At 39.6% G+C, this 21,385-nt stretch carries 19 protein-coding genes and 2 pseudogenes; 12 read left to right on the forward strand and 9 right to left on the reverse strand.

Annotated elements, in window-relative coordinates; all coding sequences use genetic code 11:
- Position 1 precedes the first annotated feature (1 nt).
- From PLEUR7319_RS0132430 to PLEUR7319_RS0132440, 3 genes are all read right to left on the reverse strand, one after another.
- Positions 2–829, reverse strand: coding sequence for a carbohydrate ABC transporter permease (locus tag PLEUR7319_RS0132430; RefSeq protein WP_019509415.1), 828 nt, complete (start codon positions 827–829; stop codon positions 2–4).
- 149 nt (positions 830–978) lie between these two features.
- Complete coding sequence (locus PLEUR7319_RS0132435) at positions 979–1,896, reverse strand: carbohydrate ABC transporter permease (protein WP_019509416.1); 918 nt, start codon at positions 1,894–1,896, stop codon at positions 979–981.
- On the reverse strand, positions 1,893–3,266 hold the full coding sequence (locus PLEUR7319_RS0132440) for a sugar ABC transporter substrate-binding protein (protein WP_083892542.1): 1,374 nt from the start codon (positions 3,264–3,266) through the stop codon (positions 1,893–1,895). The genes PLEUR7319_RS0132435 and PLEUR7319_RS0132440 overlap by 4 nt, the downstream gene beginning before the upstream one ends.
- Positions 3,267–3,517: 251 nt before the next feature.
- Here PLEUR7319_RS0132440 and PLEUR7319_RS41075 point away from each other — a divergent pair, with 251 nt between their 5' ends.
- Together PLEUR7319_RS41075 and PLEUR7319_RS0132450 are read left to right on the forward strand one after the other, a co-directional pair.
- Complete coding sequence (locus tag PLEUR7319_RS41075) at positions 3,518–3,691, forward strand: SDR family NAD(P)-dependent oxidoreductase (protein WP_019509418.1); 174 nt, start codon at positions 3,518–3,520, stop codon at positions 3,689–3,691.
- Between the two features lie 158 nt (positions 3,692–3,849).
- Positions 3,850–4,815, forward strand: coding sequence for a sugar-binding transcriptional regulator (locus PLEUR7319_RS0132450; protein WP_019509419.1), 966 nt, complete (start codon positions 3,850–3,852; stop codon positions 4,813–4,815).
- On the opposite strand, the gene gmk is transcribed toward PLEUR7319_RS0132450, so the two are convergent.
- Positions 4,812–5,387 carry a guanylate kinase gene (gene gmk / locus PLEUR7319_RS0132455; protein ID WP_019509420.1) on the reverse strand — a complete coding sequence of 192 codons (576 nt, stop codon included), beginning with the start codon at positions 5,385–5,387 and terminating at the stop codon, positions 4,812–4,814. The two genes, PLEUR7319_RS0132450 and gmk, sit on opposite strands and share 4 nt — an antisense overlap.
- Positions 5,388–5,407: 20 nt before the next feature.
- The gene (gene remA, locus PLEUR7319_RS0132460; protein WP_019509421.1) at positions 5,408–5,659 is read right to left on the reverse strand and encodes an extracellular matrix/biofilm regulator RemA; all 252 of its coding nucleotides are present in this window, start codon (positions 5,657–5,659) and stop codon (positions 5,408–5,410) included.
- Positions 5,660–5,886: 227 nt separating this feature from the next.
- Here remA and PLEUR7319_RS0132465 point away from each other — a divergent pair, with 227 nt between their 5' ends.
- From PLEUR7319_RS0132465 to PLEUR7319_RS43765, 3 genes and pseudogenes are all read left to right on the forward strand, one after another.
- The gene (locus tag PLEUR7319_RS0132465; RefSeq protein ID WP_019509422.1) at positions 5,887–7,674 is read left to right on the forward strand and encodes an NFACT family protein; all 1,788 of its coding nucleotides are present in this window, start codon (positions 5,887–5,889) and stop codon (positions 7,672–7,674) included.
- Between the two features lie 53 nt (positions 7,675–7,727).
- On the forward strand, positions 7,728–8,735 hold the full coding sequence (locus tag PLEUR7319_RS0132470; RefSeq protein WP_019509423.1) for an aldo/keto reductase: 1,008 nt from the start codon (positions 7,728–7,730) through the stop codon (positions 8,733–8,735).
- A 98-nt stretch (positions 8,736–8,833) separates the two neighbouring features.
- Positions 8,834–9,881 (forward strand): annotated as a pseudogene (locus tag PLEUR7319_RS43765) (ISAs1 family transposase).
- A 246-nt stretch (positions 9,882–10,127) separates the two neighbouring features.
- On the opposite strand, the gene PLEUR7319_RS0132485 reads toward PLEUR7319_RS43765, so the two are convergent.
- Positions 10,128–11,501 (reverse strand): cytochrome P450, encoded by a 1,374-nt coding sequence (locus tag PLEUR7319_RS0132485; RefSeq protein ID WP_019509424.1) that lies wholly within the window; start codon positions 11,499–11,501, stop codon positions 10,128–10,130.
- A 565-nt stretch (positions 11,502–12,066) separates the two neighbouring features.
- Here PLEUR7319_RS0132485 and PLEUR7319_RS41085 point away from each other — a divergent pair.
- The 4 genes and pseudogenes from PLEUR7319_RS41085 to PLEUR7319_RS37435 form a co-directional block, all read left to right on the forward strand.
- Positions 12,067–12,159 (forward strand): annotated as a pseudogene (locus tag PLEUR7319_RS41085) (IS1 family transposase); the annotation flags it as partial.
- A gap of 652 nt (positions 12,160–12,811) precedes the next feature.
- Complete coding sequence (locus PLEUR7319_RS0132495; protein WP_019509426.1) at positions 12,812–13,411, forward strand: sulfatase-like hydrolase/transferase; 600 nt, start codon at positions 12,812–12,814, stop codon at positions 13,409–13,411.
- A gap of 73 nt (positions 13,412–13,484) precedes the next feature.
- Positions 13,485–14,615 carry an ISAs1 family transposase gene (locus tag PLEUR7319_RS0132500; protein WP_019503374.1) on the forward strand — a complete coding sequence of 377 codons (1,131 nt, stop codon included), beginning with the start codon at positions 13,485–13,487 and terminating at the stop codon, positions 14,613–14,615.
- Between the two features lie 280 nt (positions 14,616–14,895).
- The gene (locus PLEUR7319_RS37435; protein ID WP_019509427.1) at positions 14,896–15,774 is read left to right on the forward strand and encodes a calcium-binding protein; all 879 of its coding nucleotides are present in this window, start codon (positions 14,896–14,898) and stop codon (positions 15,772–15,774) included.
- A gap of 401 nt (positions 15,775–16,175) precedes the next feature.
- Here PLEUR7319_RS37435 and PLEUR7319_RS43270 read toward each other — a convergent pair whose 3' ends face one another.
- The gene (locus tag PLEUR7319_RS43270; protein ID WP_256380655.1) at positions 16,176–16,301 is read right to left on the reverse strand and encodes a hypothetical protein; all 126 of its coding nucleotides are present in this window, start codon (positions 16,299–16,301) and stop codon (positions 16,176–16,178) included.
- Between PLEUR7319_RS43270 and PLEUR7319_RS0132510 the strand changes: the two genes are divergently transcribed.
- The 3 genes from PLEUR7319_RS0132510 (at position 16,284) to PLEUR7319_RS0132520 (ending at position 19,356) form a co-directional block, all read left to right on the forward strand.
- The gene (locus PLEUR7319_RS0132510) at positions 16,284–17,498 is read left to right on the forward strand and encodes an RNA-guided endonuclease TnpB family protein (RefSeq protein ID WP_036801271.1); all 1,215 of its coding nucleotides are present in this window, start codon (positions 16,284–16,286) and stop codon (positions 17,496–17,498) included. The two genes, PLEUR7319_RS43270 and PLEUR7319_RS0132510, sit on opposite strands and share 18 nt — an antisense overlap.
- Before the next feature lie 129 nt (positions 17,499–17,627).
- Positions 17,628–18,770, forward strand: coding sequence for a phosphonate metabolism protein PhnM (gene phnM, locus PLEUR7319_RS0132515; RefSeq protein WP_019509429.1), 1,143 nt, complete (start codon positions 17,628–17,630; stop codon positions 18,768–18,770).
- Between the two features lie 22 nt (positions 18,771–18,792).
- Positions 18,793–19,356: a hypothetical protein gene (locus PLEUR7319_RS0132520; RefSeq protein WP_019509430.1), complete on the forward strand. Its 564-nt coding sequence runs from the start codon at positions 18,793–18,795 to the stop codon at positions 19,354–19,356.
- Positions 19,357–19,454: 98 nt separating this feature from the next.
- Here the strand turns inward: PLEUR7319_RS0132520 and tenA are convergent, their stop codons facing one another.
- Positions 19,455–20,111 carry a thiaminase II gene (tenA, locus tag PLEUR7319_RS0132525; RefSeq protein WP_019509431.1) on the reverse strand — a complete coding sequence of 219 codons (657 nt, stop codon included), beginning with the start codon at positions 20,109–20,111 and terminating at the stop codon, positions 19,455–19,457.
- A 228-nt stretch (positions 20,112–20,339) separates the two neighbouring features.
- Positions 20,340–21,350 (reverse strand): dihydroorotate dehydrogenase-like protein, encoded by a 1,011-nt coding sequence (locus PLEUR7319_RS0132530; protein WP_019509432.1) that lies wholly within the window; start codon positions 21,348–21,350, stop codon positions 20,340–20,342.
- Positions 21,351–21,385 lie beyond the last annotated feature (35 nt).

Genomic DNA, 21,385 nt, shown 5'->3' on the forward strand with positions numbered 1-21,385 from the left:
CTTACTTGACTGCTCCAAATGTAAGACCTCGAACCAGTTGCTTTTGACTAATCCAACCAAAGATTAGAATTGGCGCGATCGCCATTGTGGAAGCTGCTGATAGTTTTGCCCAAAATAGTCCTTGGGGACTGGAGAAAGAGGCGATAAACGCGGTTAAGGGGGCTGCATCGAAGGTAGTTAGATTGAGACTCCAAAAGGCTTCATTCCAGGAGAGGATAATTGAAAGCAGTGCGGTGGAGGCAATTCCAGGCAGGGCTAGAGGTAGCAGTACATATGCCACTTCTTGATAGGTGGTTGCGCCATCCATGCGATCGGCTTCGAGAATTTCTTTTGGCACTTCTTTGAAAAAGCTATAGATCATCCAGACCACAATCGGCAAGTTAATCAGGGTATAGATGATAATCAAACCGATACGAGTATCTAACAATCCTGTTTCGCGACCGAGTATATAAATTGGTACTAATACACCAACTGAGGGCAGCATTTTGGTTGAAAGCATCCACAGCAAAGTGCTTTTAGTGCGTTTGGTCGGGAAGAAAGACATAGCGTAGGCTGCGGGAACTGCTAAGAGTAGTGCCAAGATGGTTGCACCGACGGAGATAATGATACTGTTCCAGGCGAAGTTAAAATAAGCAGCCCGTTCTTGAACGGCAACATAGTTTTCTATGGTTGGGGTAAAGAATAGCTGAGGTGGTGTTGCTACTGCGACTACTTCGGTTTTAAAGCTGGTGATAAACATCCAGAAGATCGGGAAGAACAGAATACAGGCGACTAGCCAACCTAGCAAGCCGATGAGCCACTTATTAGATTTAGATTTATTGGTAGTCATTTTATTTTAAGTACGTCTAATGTGAATTAAGAAATTTTGAAATCCTTTGAATACGTTTTATGGAGATAAAATTTTCTTTGTCTAACTGATAAATTCAAATTTACGAATTTTTTCAGAAGCTAAAAGCTAAAGGCTAAAGGCTAGACTTTTTAAGTATCTAAATTACTCGCAACGCTACGGACTAAGAAAATCGCGACGATATTAGCTAGCACTACAGCAATCAAACCGCCAGCAGAAGCTCCACCAACGTCAAACTCTAGTAATGCTTTTAGATAGATGTAGTAAGCTAAGTTAGTGGTTGCCAGTCCTGGTCCACCACCAGTGGTAACGAAAATTTCGCCAAAGATAGCTAGAAAGAAGATCGTCTCGATCATTGCTACTACTGCGATCGCCCGACTTAAATGAGGCAGCACTACAAATCGAAACAGTGCAAAGGGTTTAGCCCCATCCATGCGCGCAGCTTCAAGCTGGTCGGTACTAAGGGACTGAATCGCCGTTAATAAAATAAGTAAGGCAAAGGGCAGCCATTCCCAAGAAACAATGATGATAATTGACAACAGGGGAAAATCGGTAAACCAGTCGATCACACCTAAACCCAGACCCTGAGTAATTTGAGCAAACAGCCCGTTAACTGGGTGCATCAACATATTTTTCCAAATCAAGGCACTCACCGTTGGCATAACGAAAAACGGTGAAATTGCTAGGACGCGGGCAATACCCTGACCTGGAAATTCCTGGTTAAACAGTACTGCCAAGAGAGTGCCTAAGCCAATTGTAATCAGCAGTACGGACGCGACTAGAATCAAGGTAGTACCAATCGAGATCCACAATGCAGGATCGGTCAGAATAAAGATAAAGTTTCCTAAACCAATAAACTCGCGGTTATCGGGAATTAAGAGGTTATATCGTTGGAAAGCAAACCAAATTGCCATTGCCAACGGCACTACCATCCAGAGAATCAGCACGATTACTGAGGGAGCGACCAACCCTAAAGTAGGAATCTTTCCTGACGATCGCTTTACAGGTTTAGAAGGTGGTTTTTGCGGTCTTGTTGCTACTGAAGTCATCGATTTACCTCTGTCTTAGCTTGCTCGTTGTTCTGGCTTTCTTCGATATAGCCCGTGTGACGCATAAACCGTTCGGCTACATTTTGCGATTGAGAAATCGCCTTTTCGACCGAAACCTTATCCGCCAAAGCTTCTGCCATACGCTGACCTACCTGAGTTCCGATCGCCTGAAATTCGGGAATGTCTACATATTGAATTCCCTTATAAGGTGTGGGTAAGGGAGAAGGCTGCTCGATATCGGCAGACTCAATTGAATTCAGTACGGTTTTGGCAAAGGGAGCAACTTCTTGATAGTTAGAATTTTCGTAAGTCGAGGTGCGTGTACCTGGTGGTACTCCAACCCAACCCGATTCGTCCGCCACCAGTTTGATGTATTCTTTAGAGGTTGCCCAAGTAATAAATCGCTGTGCTTCTTCGGGCGATCGCGATGTTTCAGGAATTGCTAAAGCCCAAGCCCACAACCAGTTTGAACCATTGGGATAAGACGCGACTGGTGCAGGGGCAAAACCAACTTTGTCGGCAACTTGCGAACCTTCAGGATTAGATAACAGCCCTGCTGCAACCGTGGCATCAATCCACATCCCGCATTTACCCGTTGAGAATAATGCTAGATTCTCATTAAAGCCATTAGAACTAGCTCCAGGTGGACCATATTCGTTCAACACATCTACATAAAAACCGACGGCACTTTTCCATTCTGGGGTGTCGAGTTGAGGCTGCCAGTCCATATCGAACCAGCGTCCGCCATTAGTATTGACCAGCGTGGTTAAAAACGCCATGTTTTCACCCCAACCAGGCTTACCCCGTAGGCACATACCGTAAACACCATTGGCTGGATCGTGTACTTTACTCGCCCATTCTTCTACCTGATCGTAAGTGGGATTTTTTGCCATCGTGATACCTGCTTTCTCAAACAGATCTTGACGGTAGTACAGCATCGAACTCTCCGCATAGAAAGGTAAAGCATAAAGTGAACCTTCATGGGAAAGACCAGTGCGGACGGGATCGAGCAGATCCTCAACCTCATATTCAGCAGGTAGATCGTCGAGGGGCTTTAACCAACCACGTTTTGCCCAAATCGGTGTTTCATAAGAACCAATCGTTAAAACATCAAATTGACCGCCCTGACTGGCAACATCGGTGGTAGTGCGTTGACGTAAAATATTTTCTTCTAAAACTACCCAGCGCAGCTCGATATCGGGATTCTCGTCTTCAAACTGGCGCGATAAATCCTGCATGACCACCATGTCACCGTTATTGACTGTGGCAATGGTCAATCGCGTTTTCTCCTTTGCCTCCGATTGACCTCCACAGGCTGACAATAACGGTATCAGCATGACGCTACAGAAGAATGTCGTTATTTTGTTCATATTAATTTGTCTCCTAAGGCGTTGAAACCTAGTTAACGATCGAGATTAAAAAAAGAATATGAGCAAGTTATGAAGAAAAAAACATATGTACTGTTTTACTTCTATTATTTTGAATAAATTAAAAAATATTTTGAGCTTTTGCTCATGACTTGTTCAAATGCTCTTTTTATAATTGAAATTATACTTTTTTTCTTAAAAATTATGAGAATAACGTTACTATTTGAAACAATTAGTAATTTTGAGATAAATCCATGTCAGCGATTGCCAGTTATAGTTTTCAGAGCAAAACCATTCTTATTACAGGTGGTGCGGGAGACATTGGCAAAGCCACAGCTCATCGTTTTGCTGAGAATGGAGGGGGAATAATGTTGCTAAATATTAACGAAGCTAAGATAAGTGAAGTTGTCAGCATTTCCACCATATAACCAGTCAAATCTCGGTCAAGAACAACACCAGTACTTTCCAAAGCGAGATCGCTTTAACCAAATTTCTTTCTCAAATCGAGCACAACTTACTTTGTTGAGCATATATTCAGATAGAGACGAGATCGCATACAATATATAGGTATTGAATAGCAGAAAATATGGCAACAACTCGTTCCAAGCAGCGCAGTAGTAAACTCGATTTGGCAGCCCGCGCAGCTTGGCTCTATTACATCGCCGACAATACCCAAGAAGAAATTGCTACCAAACTAGATGTATCGCGGCAGGCAGCTCAGCGATTAGTTGCTTTGGCAGTCAGTGAAAAGCTGATCAAATTTCGACTAGACCACCCCCTTAGCGATTGTATTGCTTTAGCTGAAGCCCTACGGGATAAGTTTGAACTATCTACTTGTGAAGTAGTGCCGAGCAGTGCGGACGGCTCGCGTAATGGTATAGCTGTTTCTGCTGCTGCTCACTTAGAGACATATCTTTTGGCAAAAACGCCTACTATTGTCGCATTTTCCTCTGGTAAAACATTGCGAGCGATGGTCGAGCAAATTCCCTCTATGAATCAGCCTCAGCATAAAATTGTTTCGATAATCGGCAATATGGCTCACTATGGTCGGGCAGGTCGCCATGAAGTAGTCATCCACCTAAGCGAACGTACGGGTGCTGAAGCTTATCCAGTACCAACTCCAGTAATAGCTAGTAGTATTAAAGAACGTAAACTACTGCAAACACAACAATCTTTTATCACCATCAAATCTTTAGTAAATCAGGCAAAAGTTACCTTTGTCGGCATTGGTGATATCGGCTGGAATGCCCCACTTCATGAAAGTGGCTTTATCAACGATCAAGAAATTACTGAACTCATGGAATTAGGTGCTGTGGGAGAAGTGGCAGGATGGGCATACGATCAGCATGGTACTTTATTGAAAAAGGGTACAAACACCAGAATCGCGGGCGTTCCCCTTGAACAGCCAGTTCAGCGACTGACGATTGGAGTTGCAGGGGGTTTACACAAAAAAGAAGCTTTGTTCGCTGCGCTAAGAGGCAAGCTAATTAATGGATTAATTACAGATGAAGCAGTTGCTAAATCAATTCTTCAGATGGCACTGGTCAACTAAGAAGTATCAATAAGGGAAAAAATAGCAGTCTCTAGCTGCGCGATCGCTGACTCTAAATCATCGTTAACAATTTGGAAATCAAATTCATCACTAGCAGCAATTTCTTGCTTAGCAATTTCTAAGCGTTGAGCAATCGATTCTTCCGAATTCTTGCCCCTGATTCTAATCCTTTGCTCTAATTCCTCGATGGAGGGAGGCAAAATAAAAATACGCCGTGCCTCGGGAAAAATATTGGCGATCGCTCTAGCTCCCGCCAACTCTATTTCTAAAATAATGTAGTTACCATCTTCTATCTGCTTAACAACTTGAGCTTTAGGTGTACCATAATAGTTGCCTGCGTATTCTGCCCACTCCAAAAGTTCTTGATTCAGAATTGCTGTCTCAAAATCTTTTTTACTGAGAAAGTAATAATCTACTCCCTCTATTTCACCAGGTCGGGGTTGCCTGGTGGTAGCGGAAACAGAAACGCGCAGTTGAGGGTAACGTTGCAATAGTAAACTAACAATCGTCCCTTTCCCTACGCCACTGGGTCCTGTAATAACAATGAGTTTACCTGGCTGTTCGGCTGGCATTTAATGATAATCTGATTAAGCTAAGAGTCTTTGTTAACCACAAAGCGATGGGCTACAGTTTCAGGTTGTATTGCGGACAATACTACATGAGAAGAATCTGTAATAATCACGGCACGGGTACGACGACCATAGGTTGCATCTATAAGTAGGCTTTTTTCTCTTGCTTCAGTGATAATTCTTTTGATAGGTGCAGATTCAGGACTAACTATAGCAATAATGCGATTAGCTGAAACAATATTACCAAAACCAATGTTAATTAATTGAATATCCATATTGTGTTGTTAATTGCCAATGTTACGGTAATTTATCGCCAAGTTAGAAAATCTAATTCTAATACTATAGTTAAAAATTCCGATTAACAAGGAAAAAGAGATATAGATGACGTTATTTTAAGAAATTTTAGGTTTTACCATCGATAATTGCTGACAATCTAAAAAATTTGTATTCCAGATTACATTGATTCAATTACTAATTTAAACTTTTATTCTGTTTTACTACTATGCAGGCTGTTGATTACACTACCTTGATGGCAAGTTGTGCCGAATTAAATCGCGATTGGATCCCTTCAAAAATAGAACAGGTATATCAGCGCGATCGCTTTACTATTTCTCTAGCTCTACGAACTTTCAATGCTAGACCCTGGTTAACTATTTGTTGGCATCCTGAAGCCGCCCGAATTAATCTCGGCGATCCACCACCCCGGATCAAGGATACTTTTACCTTTAGCGATCAACTACGTCACCAACTTAATGGTTTGGCTTTGATTAACATTAAGGCGATCGCTCCTTGGGAAAGAGTATTAGATTTACAATTTGCTCAACGTCCAGGAGAAAAACCGCTATGGCATTTATTCGTAGAGATTATGGGCAAATATAGTAACGTTATTCTCACTGATGCTGAACAACAGATTGTTACCCCAGCTCGTCAAATTAGTCCTACCCAATCGAGTGTTCGCCCCATCCAAACTGGTCAATCTTATGAACCCCCCCCTGCCCTTGCTGGTACTATCCCCAAACTAGAGGAATCATTTGAGCGGTGGCAGGAAAGAGTGAGTTTAATTCCCGGAAATCTTCAACGTCAGTTACTTAAATCCTATCGAGGTTTAAGTCCTAGAGTAGCAGCAGAAATTATTCTTGCTGCCAATTTATCTCCTCAACAGAATACCGATTCCTTACGACCCGAACACTGGCAGGAATTATTTCATTATTGGCAAAAGTGGTTAAAAGTCCTAGAAGATCATCAATTTGACCCTGGTTGGTTAAGTAATGGCTATACTGTTTTGGGCTGGAACAAAACTCAATCTGTAGAGCAAGTACAAGCTTTACTTAATCGTTACTATACCGATCAAGTCAATCGGCAACAGTTTAAACAACTGCATCATCAATTAAACCAAAAGCTAACCAATCTCCTCAAAAAACTCAATATCAAAGCCAATACCTTTAGGCAACGCTTACAACAGTCAGATAATGCTGATAGCGATCGCCAAAAGGCAGATTTATTGATGGCTAATCTCCACCAATGGCAACCAGGGATGACATCCATCAGCTTGTCAGATTTTGAAACAGGTAAAGCAGTCAAAATCAAACTTAATCCTGAAAAAAACGCCGTTCAGAATGCCCAGTCGTTGTATAAAAATAGCCAAAAACTCAAACGAGCGAAAAAGGCGGTTGCGCCTTTATTAGCAGAGGTAAATGCCGAAATTAATTATCTATCCCAAGTCCAAACCTCTCTTAATCAGTTAAAAGATGAGTCTAATACTCAAGGCAATTCAGAGGATTTACAAGCCCTAGAAGAAATTAGAGAGGAATTAATTCAGCAAAAATATTTTGCTGCGGAACGTGAGGGTAATAAAGGAAAACCAGCTCAGGAATCTCAACCTTATCGCTATCAAGTACCATCGGGATTTGAACTCTGGATCGGTCGCAATAACCGTCAAAACGATTTGTTGACTTTTCGTACTGCTGTTGAATACGATCTTTGGTTTCATACCCAAGAGATACCCGGTAGCCATGTTTTGCTACGTTTAGATCCTGGAGCTGTCCCACAGGAGCAAGACCTTCAATTTGCAGCCGATCTGGCAGCTTTCTATAGTCAAGCTCGCGAAAGTGAACAGGTGCCAGTAGTTTACACCAAACCGAAAAATGTCTACAAACCCAAAGGTGCTAAACCTGGAATGGCAATCTATAAAAAGGAGACGGTCATCTGGGGACGACCTCAGATAGCTAAAAAATATCTTTCTCAAGGTGAGTCAGGAGTTAGAAGTTCGGAGTTCGGAGTTAAAAATTAACTCAAATAGTTATTTTAGAGATAGTTGGAAAATTTTGAGGTCTTCAAAATATTATGGAACGTCGCTCTTTACTCAAATGGCTAGCAGGCTTTACCGCAGGTATTATACTTTCGGCTAAAACTAATGCCCAAAATAAAAATCAACCAAGTGATTCTTCCCGTGGCGGAAGAGATCGCTTAGGTAAATTATTGCCATTAAGAACTTTAGGTAGAACCGGTGAAGCAGTAACCATGCTGGGTGTAGGAGGTTGGCATTTAGGAGGATTGAGCGAAAGAGATGCGCAAGAAACTATTGAAATTGCCTTACAGGGAGGGGTGCGTTTTTTCGATACGGCTAAGATGTACCAGTCCGGGGGTAGCGAAACTCGGATGGGCAAATTATTAACTCCTAAATATCGGGATGTTATTTATCTGATGACCAAAACGGTTGCTCATGATGCCAAAGGTGCCCGTCGTGATTTAGAAGAATCTCTACGTAGATTGAATACCGACTATCTTGACTTGTGGCAAGTTCATACAGTAGAGAGTCCCCAAAATGTCGATGAACGCATTGCTAATGGGGTGTTTGAGGTGATGGCGGAAGCAAAAGCATCAGGTAAAGTTCGTCATATAGGCTTTACTGGTCATCGTCAACCAGAAGCGCATCTGCAAGTATTGGAAAAGTCAGATATTTTTGATACTTGCCAACTACCAATTAATATTGCCGATCCTAGTTATTCCAGTTTTATTCAACAAGTACTACCTAAATTAGTTGAGCGAAATATTGGTGTGTTAGCTATGAAGTCTTTAGCCAATGGTGGCTTTTTTGGTGGTTCTTCTCATGGAAGACATGGAAACAATCCAAAAATTGTACCGGATCGAGTTACTGTTGCTGAAGCGATAAATTTCGCTTGGTCTATGCCTGTGAGTGTCTTGATTACAGGGTTTGACAACCCCCAACAGATGCAGGAGAAAATCGATCTGGCTCATTCTTTTGTAGCTATGGATGAACAACAGCGTCAAGATTTAATTGATAAAGTTGCAGATTTAGCTGGCAGAAGGGTTGAGTTTTACAAGGCTTAAAAGTCAGGGCTATTTCATTCTAGGTGATATTGTAATTGTGGTAGTGTAAATAAACTAGAAAAGTGAGTGAAATAGCGATAATAGAAGCATTCTCTCGAATGCCAGATCGTAGAAGAAAACAGGGAACAAGGCATTCATTACAATTATGTTTGGCTCTGTTTACACTGGGGGTGACAGCAGGCAACCAAGGCTTTCTTGCGCTCGGAGATTGGCTAAAATCGTACAGTGAAGAATTAAAAGAGTTATTTGAAGTCAGAAGAATCCCTTCTTACAGCACAATTAGGAGAGCATTATTAAATTTGGATTACGAGGAGTATTCAGCTAGATTAGCAAGTTTTTTTGAAATCAAACCGTTAGCAGGTGAGACTTTGGCATTGGACGGAAAAGTGTTAAAAGGCTCATACTTACTTTCGTCAGACAACCCTCATTGTGAGCCACACAAGGCAATCACATTAGTTACGGCTTACCTAGTTGAAAGAGGACTAATCCTAAGACCAGAAAAAGTTAAAAACAAGAGTAATGAAATTACCGCAATACCCAAATTTATTGAGGCTTTAGCCGTTGAAGGGGTAGTTTTTGCATTTGATGCAATCAATACACAAAAAAACTATTGAAACAATTATCAATAGCGGAAATCACTATCTTGCTGCTGTCAAAGGAAATCAACCCAAACTAGATCAAGCTGTAAAAACGAAATTTGTCGAACATGACAGTTTTTACAATATTTTTAAAGGTCACGGAAGAATCGAAAAACGCAGAGTTAGTACTGCTTACTTAGATTTGAAGTTGCCTAAATGGTCGAGTATTAAAACGCTCATTAAAGTAGAATCAGAACGCCAACTCAAGTATAAAACGGAGTTTAGTACCAGATACTATATCTCTGATTTGACCGAATCAGCCTTCGAGTTTTATCAAAGAATTCGTGGTTATTGGGGTGTAGAAAATAAAGTTCACTATGTTCGCGATGTTACTCAAGGAGAAGACAAATCTAGAATTCGTACCTTACCATTACCTCAGATTTTAGCGATCGCACGTAACTTAGCTCTCAATTTATATCGAGATTCTGGATTTGACAATATGGCTCAGGCACAACGTAAATGCCAATTCAGTTTAAAACAGATTGCTTCTCTTTTTAGAATGAAATAGCCCTGCTTAAAAGTAGGTGGGTGAAATTAAATATAAAACGGTTTTTGCCGGGGTTAGGGGTTAGGGGATGGGTGATAGGGAAAAGATTAATTACTTGGGTTTTATAAATTATTATGCCTACCTACTAAAATATTTTTGTAATTGTCAGAATAATAGGAATAAGGAGATAGAAGGCGATCCTTTACAAGGAAAGGGAGCCATTATCTAATCTGCAATAAAGATATGTCCCATACACAAACAACATAATTAATTATGATGTGAAGTATTAGCAACCATCTGCATCTTTGCTGGTGGTGCAAAAGTCAAACCGCGACGTATGGGTTTAACAGGACGATTATTGAGCAATTTCAGCTCAAAACGGGAAATAATATTAGCCAGTACCAGTTTCATCTCTAATAATGCTAATGCTGAGCCAATACAGCGACGATTGCTACCACCAAAGGGCAAGTACTCGTAGGGAGAATATTGCCTCTCGATAAAACGCTCTGGTTTAAATTGTTTTGGTTGAGGATATAAATCTTCTCGCTGATGGAGTAAATAAATAGAAAGAGCCAATGCGGAACCCTCTGGAAACTGATATCCCATTATTTCTATTGATGATTTGGGCATTCTCAGAAAAGCAGCAGGAAGAACTGGATAAATACGTAGAGTTTCATCACACACAGCACTAAGATAGGGAAGTTTAGCAATGTCAAGGGGATGAGAATTTTCCCCCAGGCGATCGAGTTCGTCAAGCAACTTGGTGCGTACTTCTGTGAGATGAGTCACCCAATATAACGCCCATACTAAAGCTGAAGCAGTAGTTTCGTGACCAGCAAGGAGTAAACTCATTAGATTATCGTGTAACTCTTCATCGGTCATTCCCTGACCATCTTCATCTTTTGCCAACAGCAACAAACTAAAGATATCCGTATAATCTGATGAAAAAGACTCCTCATTTTCCATCTTGGCACGCCTTTCGCGAATTTCTGCATGAATGAGTTGTTTGATTTGCTGCTTGAGGCGTAAAAAGCGTCCCCACGGACTCCGTGCGCCCCAATCTTTCTGGAGAAAGGGAAAAAAGATTAAACTGGAACTAAGGGGAGTGTCAAAGGAATCGAGTAGAGCAGTAATTAGTTGCCTCAATTGTTGCGATCGCTCTTTTTGCTCTATCCCAAACACTACTTGCAAAATGACTCGCAGGGTAATCTCTTGTGTTGTGCAACGAATGGGAAACGGCTTACCCATTTCCCATTGATCGGTTACTTTATCAGTAATATCCCAGATTAACTGGCTATAGTTACGGAGAAGCTCTCCATGAAACGGAGGCATAATCAGTTTTCGTTGCCTTTGATGGGTATCCCCGTCCTTTAAAATTAGGGAGTTGTCCCCCAACAAAAATCTGATAATTCTACTTCCTCTACCTACTTCAAATAATTCTGGATCGGCAGTTAAAATTTGTTTAATCCCTTCTGGATTGCCGATATAAACAAATGGAGGTGACTTTTCCCCTCCTATTTTAAAAATATCTCCATACTTTTGAGCATAATCTTCCAAGTATTCTAAGGGACGAAAAATTAGCTTAAACCGCCGAAAAATTTCGAGAATTCCTGGAGTCTTCGGACCATTAGGCAATGTCATAAACTTCTCAAATTAAACAATGAACAGAAGGTGGTACCAAGAGCGAAAACAAAATACAATCAATTATTTTTGTAGATGTATCTCTAGATTATGATATTTTTATCATTTTTAAACTTGAGAACAGTTGGTCATGAAAGCTACCTCAACTCAACCATTTCCAACCTTAACTACCCGTTTAGTTAATGCTTTACTTGCTATCAAGCTTTTAGTCAGATTACTTAAGTAGTAAGTCTGCAACATAATGATTAAGCAAGCAGAACAAATCGGTGTTTCTTGGCGAGAAACTGTCAACCAATTATGCGATCGCAATTGAAAAAAAAATTAAATCAAGTTCACAAGACTCGCTACTGCTTAAAAAGAACCCAAATGGGTTCTATAGAGGATTTTGGCGATCAGCTTCGCTGGTGCGCTTTGCGCAATCGCCTCAAGGTGTTCTGTTAGCTTTTTTTCTTCTTCTGGTGTAATCTGTTTCCTCTTATAACCACACCTAATTTTAACGTCGTAATGACTCCCATTTCCTGAGTTTTTCAACTCTACTTATTTGTCTATTTTCCAGATAGGTCTATTAAAAAATACATTGAGACCAAGAATATCTCGTTTAGTACTTAAAACTATACCTTTCTCCAAATCCTTAGAAAATCATATAGTTGCTATCTGATATTTTGTTCATTACTACAAGTTTCATTACATCTTTAGTACTACTCCTAGAGTTATTAATGTTGATTACAGTAGAAGAAAATTGTCTAATTTCTATTTTAAATTACTATCTAAAAAATTAGAAAAGTACAGAATTATTATGTCTATAAAATCTTTAAATAAATAATATGGCAAAAAATATATAGCTATGTTTCCTAGTTGATACACTTCTTAAACAAGTCATACCTACAGAAATTTACATAAGTAAGTATCAAAAAAAACAGTGTTTTCCACAGTAGACGAACAATGTTTTAGTTTCATAGGATGGTATCCGGTATATATAGTTAACCTTTCAAGAAACAAAACTGTTTCTGTTAGATATTCCCGGCGATTACTGCTCATGGAATTCTTCTGTCAATAAAATGGTGTTTTAAGCAATTCACTTGAAGTAATTTAATGAAATTTGAATACAGTAGATAGTTGTATTTTTTAAAACCAATCCTCAAAAACATCTATTATTTTTTAAAATTCTAGTAATAAAAGCAATTATAGAAATTTAATTCTAATTTTTAAAGTAAATAAAAAGTAATAGTTATTAATAGAAAATAATTGATTTCATATTTATTCAATTTTACAGTTTTTCAATTATTCTGAAAACCTAACATCATTTTGATATGCGAAACTTTTTATTTATCTCCATAGACGATCTCAACGATTGGACAAATGATTTAGGTGGTTACTCAGGAGTAGTTCACACACCAAATTTGGATGCGTTGATGGCCTCTGGTGTCACATTTAATAACGCATATTCTCAAGTCGCACTTTGTAATCCTTCTCGTATTTCAATTCTGTCCGGTAAAAGTCCCCTACAAACACAAGTTTTTTCAAACGGAGAAGATTGGGAAAAAACGGTCGATCCATCAGAAACCCTTTTTGGTGTAATGAAAGCTAATGGTTATCAGAGCGTAGGTACAGGAAAGCTTCTCCATGGACATAGGTTTTCTCCGGCTCAGAATATGATGTTCGATAGCTATTTTTTTGGAGGGGGGGACAACACAAGAGTTAATTTAGATGGTAAGCCAGTCGGTGTCTATAATGGTACAGAGCCTCTAGCAGATGAAATTCGAGCAGATTTTGTTGTAGATTTTTTACAAAACTATACTTCAGATCCCAATAACCCATTATTCATGTCAGTGGGTTTGATAAAACCCCACACAGAGTGGGTTGTTCCGCAAAGGTTTTTTGATTTATATCCTCTCGATAGTATTAGGTAGGGCGAACGCATCTTAAATTGAGTGAAAATGATAGATTAATTTGGTAGCAAAACTAAGGCATAACTGAGAGAAAATGAAGCTGAAGCCGAAGGTTACTCTGTTAGATCATTTTAGCAATTTGACCGACCCTAGAATAGACAGAACCAAAGATCATAAACTCATAGATATTATAGCCATTGCGATCTGTGGAATGCTGTGCGGTGCCGATAATTGGGTAGCTATGGAACAGTACGGGAACGCCAAACAAGAATGGTTACAGCAGTTCTTAGAACTACCTAATGGCATACCATCTCATGACACCATTTCTAGGGTGTTTGCCAGGATAGACCCAAAAGAATTTGAACAATGTTTTCGAGACTGGGTAAAAACAATATCGGAACTAATTCCTGGGGAGATAATTAGCATTGATGGCAAAACGGCTAAACATTCTGGCTCCAAGAGCAAAGGAAAAAAAGCGATTCATATCGTAAATGCTTGGGCAACAGAGCAAAGATTAGTTTTGGGTCAAGTCAAGGTCAAGAACAAATCAAATGAGATTACAGCAATCCCAGAATTAATCAAAGTTTTGGAACTATCTGGGTGTTTAGTAACCATAGATGCGATCGGGACTCAGACGAAGATAGCTCAGTTAATTCAAGATAACGGTGCTGATTATTGTCTAGCATTGAAAGAAAATCAGCCGAATCTTTTCCAACAGGTAGTTAATCTATTTGACCAAGCAGAAGAGATTGATTGGTCGGAAGTAGAACATGATTTCCATCGCACTATTAATAAGGGTCATGGTAGAACGGAAATACGTCGTCATTGGACGATGGCAGTGAGGAGATTGTTCTTTGATGAGTCGAAATGGGCGGGGCTTCAAAGTATTGGCTTAGTGGAATCTGTCAGAAAAATCGACGGCGAAACAACCACTAATAAACGTTATTATCTCAACAGTTTTAGAAGTAATGCTCAAGTACTAGCTAATGCTGTACGCAAGCATTGGGAAGTGGAAAATAATGTTCATTGGATTTTGGATGTGGCATTTAAAGAAGATGATTGTCCCGTTCACTCCGACCATGCTCCTGAGAATCTAGCTCAATTGAGAAAGATATCTTTGAATCTTTTATCAAGCGAGAAGACCGCCAAGGTTGGTGTAGCTAATAAACGACTCAAAGCTGCTTGGGATAATCAATATCTGGCTAAAGTTTTAGGTCTTCAATAACCTACAATCAGCTCTCACTCTTTCTTGGAAATGTTTGTTCTCTGAGTAACGAGAATCAAACAGAATTTTGAGCTGCCAAAATTTGCTTTATATACCTTTGTTTCTTTTATATCAAGGTTATTTTGGCTTGTTTCAACTTATCTGATAAGTTGATTTTAATAATTTCATCGTAACTCCTTTTTTCTCCAGATTTAGATGCGTTCGCCCTAGGGATGACTCTATCACATTCTATGACGATCCTCAGCTAGCATTCGGAGAGGGAGGACATGACGAAATCACCATGGGTAAGGGTAATGATACTGCTGCGGGTGGTAATGGTAATGATTTAGTCCGGGGCGAAGGAGGTGATGACTTGCTCTCTGGTGGAGCAGGGGATGATGCCCTAGACGGTAACCAAGATAGCGATCACCTTGTTGGTGGAATAGGCAATGATACTGCTGCGGGTGGTAATGGCAATGATTTGATTAAAGGAGAAGAGGGTGACGACTTGCTCTCCGGTGGGAGAGGGAAAGATACCCTCGAAGGCAACCAGGATAACGATCGCCTTTTTAGTGGAATAGGTAATGATACTGCTGCGGGTGGTAATGGCAATGATTTGATTAAAGGAGAAGAGGGTGACGACTTGCTCGCCGGTGGGAGAGGGAGAGATACTCTCGAAGGCAATGAGGATAGCGATCGTCTCTTTGGTGGCTGGGATAATGACGTTTTGGATGGAGGTGCTGGCGATGACTCCATCTATGGGGGAATAGGCAATGATACTGCTTACGGCGGGAACGGCAATGATTTAGTCCGGGGCGAAGGAGGTGATAACCTACTCTCTGGGGGGAGAGGGAAAGATACCCTAGAAAGTGGCTTCGGTAACGATGTTTTTGCTTACACTTCGGCTGATGATTCATCAGTTGAGCAGCCAGATATAATTACCGATTTTACTGTTGGCTCCGATAAACTATTGTTAGATTTTGATTCTTTTGCACCTACAGCAATAGGTTCAGTCTACAACATCAACGAAGCCAATGCCTATTTTGACGGTTCATCTATTCAAGTTGCATTTTCTGCATCCGAATCTGTCTTGTATGTAGATTCCTCAACCCAAGGAGTAGCAGATATGGCAATCAACTTAAAAGATGTTACTTCCTTGAATATATCTGATTTTGCATAATCAGGAATTTCTTTCATAAATCCAGGTATTACTCCTAGAAAAAAAGACAGGGAGCAAAAGGAAAAAACAATTTGCTCTCTCTGCTCTCTGCCTTCAAGGGTAAAGCTCAAACAAACTCAACTGCTATTAAATTAGCCAGTTTCTTAACTTAGATGAAATCGTATCAATGATACTGGTGGCTAAAATTAAAATAATCAAGATAGCGCAAACTTTACCATAGTCGAAAGATTGAAAGCTTTGATAAAGAAACGGCTACGCCCTAGCTATTAGCTATTAGCTCTTAGCTCTTAGCTTCAATCAAATAGAGTCTTAAACTCTACCTGATTGTCGACGACCTAAGAGGTCGGAGTCTTAAACTCAATTACGCTTTTAGCAGTCAAACCAAGGCTAAAAGCTAAAGGCTAAAGGCTAAAAGCTTTAAGATAAAGTGAAACACCAATTCCCCCTGCACCAACAATTCCCAGCACAGAGGCAGCACGAACATTAGTCTTTTCTATATGATGATAGACATGATTAGAGTAGCCCAAAAGATACGAATTTACCCAACTTTTGGGCAACAGCAACAATTAGCAAAAGCTATGGGCTGTTGTCGGTGGTGGTGGAATTATGCTCTAAATGTTTGTAATCAAACTTATAAAGAGACTGGCAAAGGAATATCTCGTAGTGGCTTAAATGCTTTGTTGCCTAAGCTAAAGAAAGAGTACGAATGGCTAAAAACCGATGTTTATTCTCAATCTTTGCAGCAAACAACTCTCAATCTATCTCGTGCTTTTATCAACTTTTTTGAGAAAAGAGCTAAGTATCCTAAATTCAAATCAAAACACAAAAAGCAGTCTGTAGGTTTTCCTCAATCAGTCAGAATAGAGGGCGACTATATTTATCTGCCAAAAATCAAGTTAGTAAAAGCTATATTTGACCGTAGGTATGTAGGTAAGATAAAGACTGTTACTGTCACGCTTGATAGTGATGATAGATATTTTGCTTCTATTATCTATGAAGTTGAGGCTTGTTTTAGATCTGGTAATAGTGACAAAATTTTAGGAATCGACCTTGGAATTAAAGATTTTGCCATAGTCCACGATGGAACTAAAACCAGTAAATATGCCAATCCAAGACACATTAAAAAGCATGAGAAAAACCTAGCTAGAAAACAAAAGAAGCTAGCTCGTAAGCAACTAGGGAGTAGAACCAGACAAAAAGCCAAGAAATTAGTAGCTAAGGTTCACACACGTATTAGCAATTCCCGTCAAGATTTTCTGCACAAACTGAGTAGAAAACTGACAAACGATAGCCAAGTCATTGTGGTAGAAAACCTCAATGTGAGGGGATTAGTGCGTAACCTAAAGCTCGCTAAAGCAATATCTGATGTAGGCTGGGGAATGTTTGTAAACTTCCTCAGTTATAAACTTCGTAGAGAAGATAAAAAGCTCGTTGAGATTGATAGATTTTTTCCCAGTTCTCATATCTGCCCTGAATGCCTAACTCAACAGCCAAAGATGGATTTATCTGTTAGAGAATGGATTTGTATCAACAGTGCGTGCAATGCTCATCACGATAGAGATGAAGCAGCAAGCAAAAACATTAGGGCAGAAGGAATCAGAATACTACAGGCGGATGGTGCAGCCGTCTCTGCTAGTGGAGGGAGCGTAAGACAAGATCGGGGTCGCAAGACCAAGGTAGTGCAGCACCCAGCGAAGCTAGAAACTACCTGCTCAACGAAGTAGCAGGTAGTAGTTCATTATTAGGAAAATCGATATTTTACTAAATCATTAACCCTTTGCTAAACTTTCCTTAATTTATATTCTCTGATAGATGCCCTAAACTGCGAAGTAATATAAACAGATCCACACAAGATGCAGGAACAAATCTATACTAATTATCGCTTGCTCTTACCCACTGAAGAAGTATTAGGAACTTTAGTAATTCGAGATCGCCTTATTGCCGATATTCAACCAGGAATAGTTGACCAAGGACAAAATGGTCATGGCAATTATCTATTACCTGGATTAATTGAACTCCATACGGATAACCTCGAAAAATGTATTTCTCCTCGACCAGGGGTAAGGTGGAACTTAGATGCAGCAGCAGTTAATCACGATCGCGATTTGATTAGTTCTGGGATCACTACAGTCTGTGATGCGATCGCGATTGGGGATGTTACCCCCAGAGAAGATTCATTACGTAATCATCATTATGCACCGATGATAGATGTCATTGCTGAGGGCAAAACAGCAGGAAGGTTTAATGTCGATCACTGGCTACATTTGCGTTGTGAACTTGGTTATGAACATCTCTACGATATTGTTGAACCATACTCACAGCATCCCTTGTTGGCTCTAATCTCCTTGATGGATCACACTCCTGGTCAGCGTCAATTCGTCAATATTGATAAGTATAAGCAATACTATATCGGCAAACATGGCGTTCCAGAAGCCAAGATGGAAGAGTTTATTAATATGCGCCTCGAAAGTCAACGACAACATGCGGTTAAAAATCGTCAAGCATTAGTCAAAATAACTCAAGAAAAAGGAATCTCTCTTGCTAGTCATGATGATGCTACGGTAGACCATGTCCAAGAAGCGATCGCTGAAGGAGTTGTCTTAGCAGAATTTCCAACTACCGTTGATGCTGCCCAAGAAGCACACAGCAATGGTTTACAGGTACTAATGGGTGCGCCCAATCTAGTTTTAGGTGGTTCTCATTCTGGTAATGTTTCGGCTATGGAACTAATTGAACAGGATGTAGTTGATATTATTTCTTCCGATTATGTCCCCAGAAGTTTACTCCAGTCTGTGTTTGTCATCAGTCAACAAACCCACAAAGCACTATATGAAGCAATTAAATTAATTACCCTTAATTCTGCTAAGGCAATTAATTTAGATAGTGAAATTGGCAGTTTAGAAATAGGAAAAAAAGCAGACTTTATAACTGTCCATGATGATGGTGTAGTTCCCAGAATTTTAGAAGTCTTAAAAAATGGTATCAGAGTCGCTTAAGTGAATTAGTAATTAATAATTAATGATGATAAGTAGATATCCAAGTGATACTAGAAAATTTATTATTTATGCTTGTCCAGTAGGTAAGTTGAATCGTTTCCTAGAAACTTACTTGGCAAAAAGTTGTCAATTGTGTGGAGAAAATACGGCACATAAGTATATGCCTCACTGTACTTTAACAGGATTTTTTAACGCTGACTTTCAATCAGTTACTCTCTATATTGAAGCTTTGAATCAGACATACATAGAAGCAAAATATCAGAATTTATCATTGGATATAGAAATTATCAAACTGACTTTTAATGAGAAATGGCACGGTTTAGAATTACAAGCTAATGGTCTAAAACAATTAATTCGTAATTTTACTTTATTAACAAACTATTCAAATCGACTGGAACAATTAAGGTTAAAAGATTGGTTGCATCTCAGTTTAGCTTACGATTTTGATCCTGAAGATAGCAATAAATTACAAAATTTAGCTACAGAAATAATTGATCTTAAAGCAGATGTAAGTTGGGAATTGCGTTTCTATCAGAAAAATATGGATTGGTCTTGGAATTGTTTAAAATCGTGGGTTTTATGTTAATTAAAATGCACATTTTTTTATCAATTGTCTATTGTCGATCTTTGAACTGCGATCGCCATTAAAAATAATCTTACAAGTATTATCAAAGTACTATTAAATTAGATTTCCCATTTCTCTAGCCGATACGCGCTATCCCAAAACATCCATTCAAATTGTGACGCACGATAAAAAACTTTATTCATCAATTCTAGTTCTTCAACTGAAGCTTTATCTGCTATTTGAATAACATAATTCACTGAAGCCTCAAAATCTGCATCAATGTAGGTGTCAATCCATTTTTGATAGGGATTGGCTATAGTGCTTGCTTGTTTGTAAATATGTTTTCCTACTTCCAAATAAATCCAAAAACAGGGTAAAACCGCAGCCACTATCACAGCAAAATTATATTGATAGGCAGTAGCAATCAAAAAATTAGTGTAGTTTAAACAAGTGGGAGAAGGTTCTGTTGCTAGAGCCTCTTCGGGTGTGATTCCAAATTCGGCGAAAAAATTTTCGTGCAAACCACGTTCGACGACAATAGCTTCTTTGACACTATTAGCAAACTGTAACTGTATATCTGGTTGTGGTGCTTTAGCCGAGATAATAGCCAAAACGCGAGCAAATTCACCAAGATAAATACTATCTTGAATTATGTAGTGTTGAAATATTTGTCTGTCTAGAGAACCCAATTCAAGTTCTTTAACAAAAGACATCTTGAGAATAGCCTGATAGATAGTTTCAATATTCTTCCAAGCTTGAAGAGAAAATTGCACCATAACTTTAGTAGTTATACAAATAAATAGGCAGTGAATTACAAAGAGCTGGCATTATTAATTTACCCCAAAGACTAACCTGGCTGAATTCTGATAATTCACCCCAATATAATCCCCAGATCAAAAAGAACAGACACGCAACCAAGTAGGACATAAAGTTGCATTTAAATTTCCTCTGTTAATTGTCAAAATCGCTGTCCTGAAAAAGTTGTCAATATTCAACTTAAATTACTATACTTGCATTTGCTCTGGTCGATAAGATTGGATTGCTTTCATGTACTGCACTCTTTCAAAAGCACTTTCGTCAGGACAATTAATTTGACTCATGCTACCCTGCATTTGCTTAACTGACTCGTATTCGTATTCTTCCATCCATTGATGCATTTCCTCTTCAATGACCCGGATATGTTCGATGCCATGACGCAATAATACGCTTACCAACATAGTGACATTTGCCCCAGCCATTAACATTTTGAGGACATCTTCAGGTTTATGGATACCGCTAGTTGCTGCTAAGTCAACCTTTAGCCGCCCATAGAGAATTGCAATCCAACGCATTGGCAAACGCATTGCTTGGGGTGTACTTAACAGTACATTGGGTTGTACTTCCAAAGCTTCGATATTGATATCAGGCTGGTAAAAACGATTGAATAGCACTAGTCCATCTGCTCCAGCTTCGGTTAACTGTTTTGACATATTTGCCATGTTATTAAAGAAAGGACTGAGCTTAATCGCTACAGGAATATTTACTGCTGATTTAACTGAGCGGAGAATATTGAGATAATTGGACTCGATTTGGCTTGCTGTCAGGTCAAAATCGGTTGGTACATAATATATATTTAATTCCAGCGCATCTGCTCCCGCCTGTTCGATTTGCCGAGCGTAATCAGTCCAACCGCCCAAAGTCGAACCATTGAGACTAGCAATAATAGGAATATTTACCACTTCTTTGGCTTGACGAATATGGTTAAGATATTCTTCTGGTCCCACGTGAAAGACTTCTGGCTCTGGAAAGTAAGTCAAAGCTTCGGCAAAGCTTTCATTGTAGGCAGTTGTATGATGGTGTAGTTCGTACTGCTCTTGGGTTAGCTGCTCTTCAAACAAAGAGTGTAAGACGACAGCTGCCGCTCCTGCATCTTCGATGCGTTTAATATTGTCAAGATCTTCTGTCAGTGGGGCAGCAGCTCCAACGACTAAAGGCGATCGCAATTGTAATCCTAGATAGGTAGTGGAAAGGTTCATAATAAGTTCGGAGTTCGGAGTTCAGAATTCGGAAT

This window comes from Pleurocapsa sp. PCC 7319 (assembly GCF_000332195.1).
Classification (GTDB): Bacteria; Cyanobacteriota; Cyanobacteriia; order Cyanobacteriales; family Xenococcaceae; genus Waterburya.

What these genes read in the sequence shown, in the direction of transcription:
- PLEUR7319_RS41075 (WP_019509418.1), top strand. Translation starts at nt 3,518, where the DNA reads ATGTCAGCGATTGCCAGTTATAGTTTTCAGAGCAAAACCATTCTTATT.
- remA (WP_019509421.1), bottom strand. Translation starts at nt 5,659, where the DNA reads ATGGATATTCAATTAATTAACATTGGTTTTGGTAATATTGTTTCAGCT.
- gmk (WP_019509420.1), bottom strand. Translation starts at nt 5,387, where the DNA reads ATGCCAGCCGAACAGCCAGGTAAACTCATTGTTATTACAGGACCCAGT.
- PLEUR7319_RS0132530 (WP_019509432.1), bottom strand. Translation starts at nt 21,350, where the DNA reads ATGAACCTTTCCACTACCTATCTAGGATTACAATTGCGATCGCCTTTA.
- PLEUR7319_RS37435 (WP_019509427.1), top strand. Translation starts at nt 14,896, where the DNA reads ATGGGTAAGGGTAATGATACTGCTGCGGGTGGTAATGGTAATGATTTA.
- PLEUR7319_RS0132465 (WP_019509422.1), top strand. Translation starts at nt 5,887, where the DNA reads ATGCAGGCTGTTGATTACACTACCTTGATGGCAAGTTGTGCCGAATTA.
- PLEUR7319_RS0132495 (WP_019509426.1), top strand. Translation starts at nt 12,812, where the DNA reads ATGCGAAACTTTTTATTTATCTCCATAGACGATCTCAACGATTGGACA.
- PLEUR7319_RS0132500 (WP_019503374.1), top strand. Translation starts at nt 13,485, where the DNA reads ATGAAGCTGAAGCCGAAGGTTACTCTGTTAGATCATTTTAGCAATTTG.
- PLEUR7319_RS0132430 (WP_019509415.1), bottom strand. Translation starts at nt 829, where the DNA reads ATGACTACCAATAAATCTAAATCTAATAAGTGGCTCATCGGCTTGCTA.
- tenA (WP_019509431.1), bottom strand. Translation starts at nt 20,111, where the DNA reads ATGGTGCAATTTTCTCTTCAAGCTTGGAAGAATATTGAAACTATCTAT.
- PLEUR7319_RS0132440 (WP_083892542.1), bottom strand. Translation starts at nt 3,266, where the DNA reads ATGAACAAAATAACGACATTCTTCTGTAGCGTCATGCTGATACCGTTA.
- PLEUR7319_RS0132510 (WP_036801271.1), top strand. Translation starts at nt 16,284, where the DNA reads ATGATTAGAGTAGCCCAAAAGATACGAATTTACCCAACTTTTGGGCAA.
- PLEUR7319_RS0132470 (WP_019509423.1), top strand. Translation starts at nt 7,728, where the DNA reads ATGGAACGTCGCTCTTTACTCAAATGGCTAGCAGGCTTTACCGCAGGT.
- PLEUR7319_RS0132435 (WP_019509416.1), bottom strand. Translation starts at nt 1,896, where the DNA reads ATGACTTCAGTAGCAACAAGACCGCAAAAACCACCTTCTAAACCTGTA.
- PLEUR7319_RS0132450 (WP_019509419.1), top strand. Translation starts at nt 3,850, where the DNA reads ATGGCAACAACTCGTTCCAAGCAGCGCAGTAGTAAACTCGATTTGGCA.
- phnM (WP_019509429.1), top strand. Translation starts at nt 17,628, where the DNA reads ATGCAGGAACAAATCTATACTAATTATCGCTTGCTCTTACCCACTGAA.
- PLEUR7319_RS0132520 (WP_019509430.1), top strand. Translation starts at nt 18,793, where the DNA reads ATGATGATAAGTAGATATCCAAGTGATACTAGAAAATTTATTATTTAT.
- PLEUR7319_RS0132485 (WP_019509424.1), bottom strand. Translation starts at nt 11,501, where the DNA reads ATGACATTGCCTAATGGTCCGAAGACTCCAGGAATTCTCGAAATTTTT.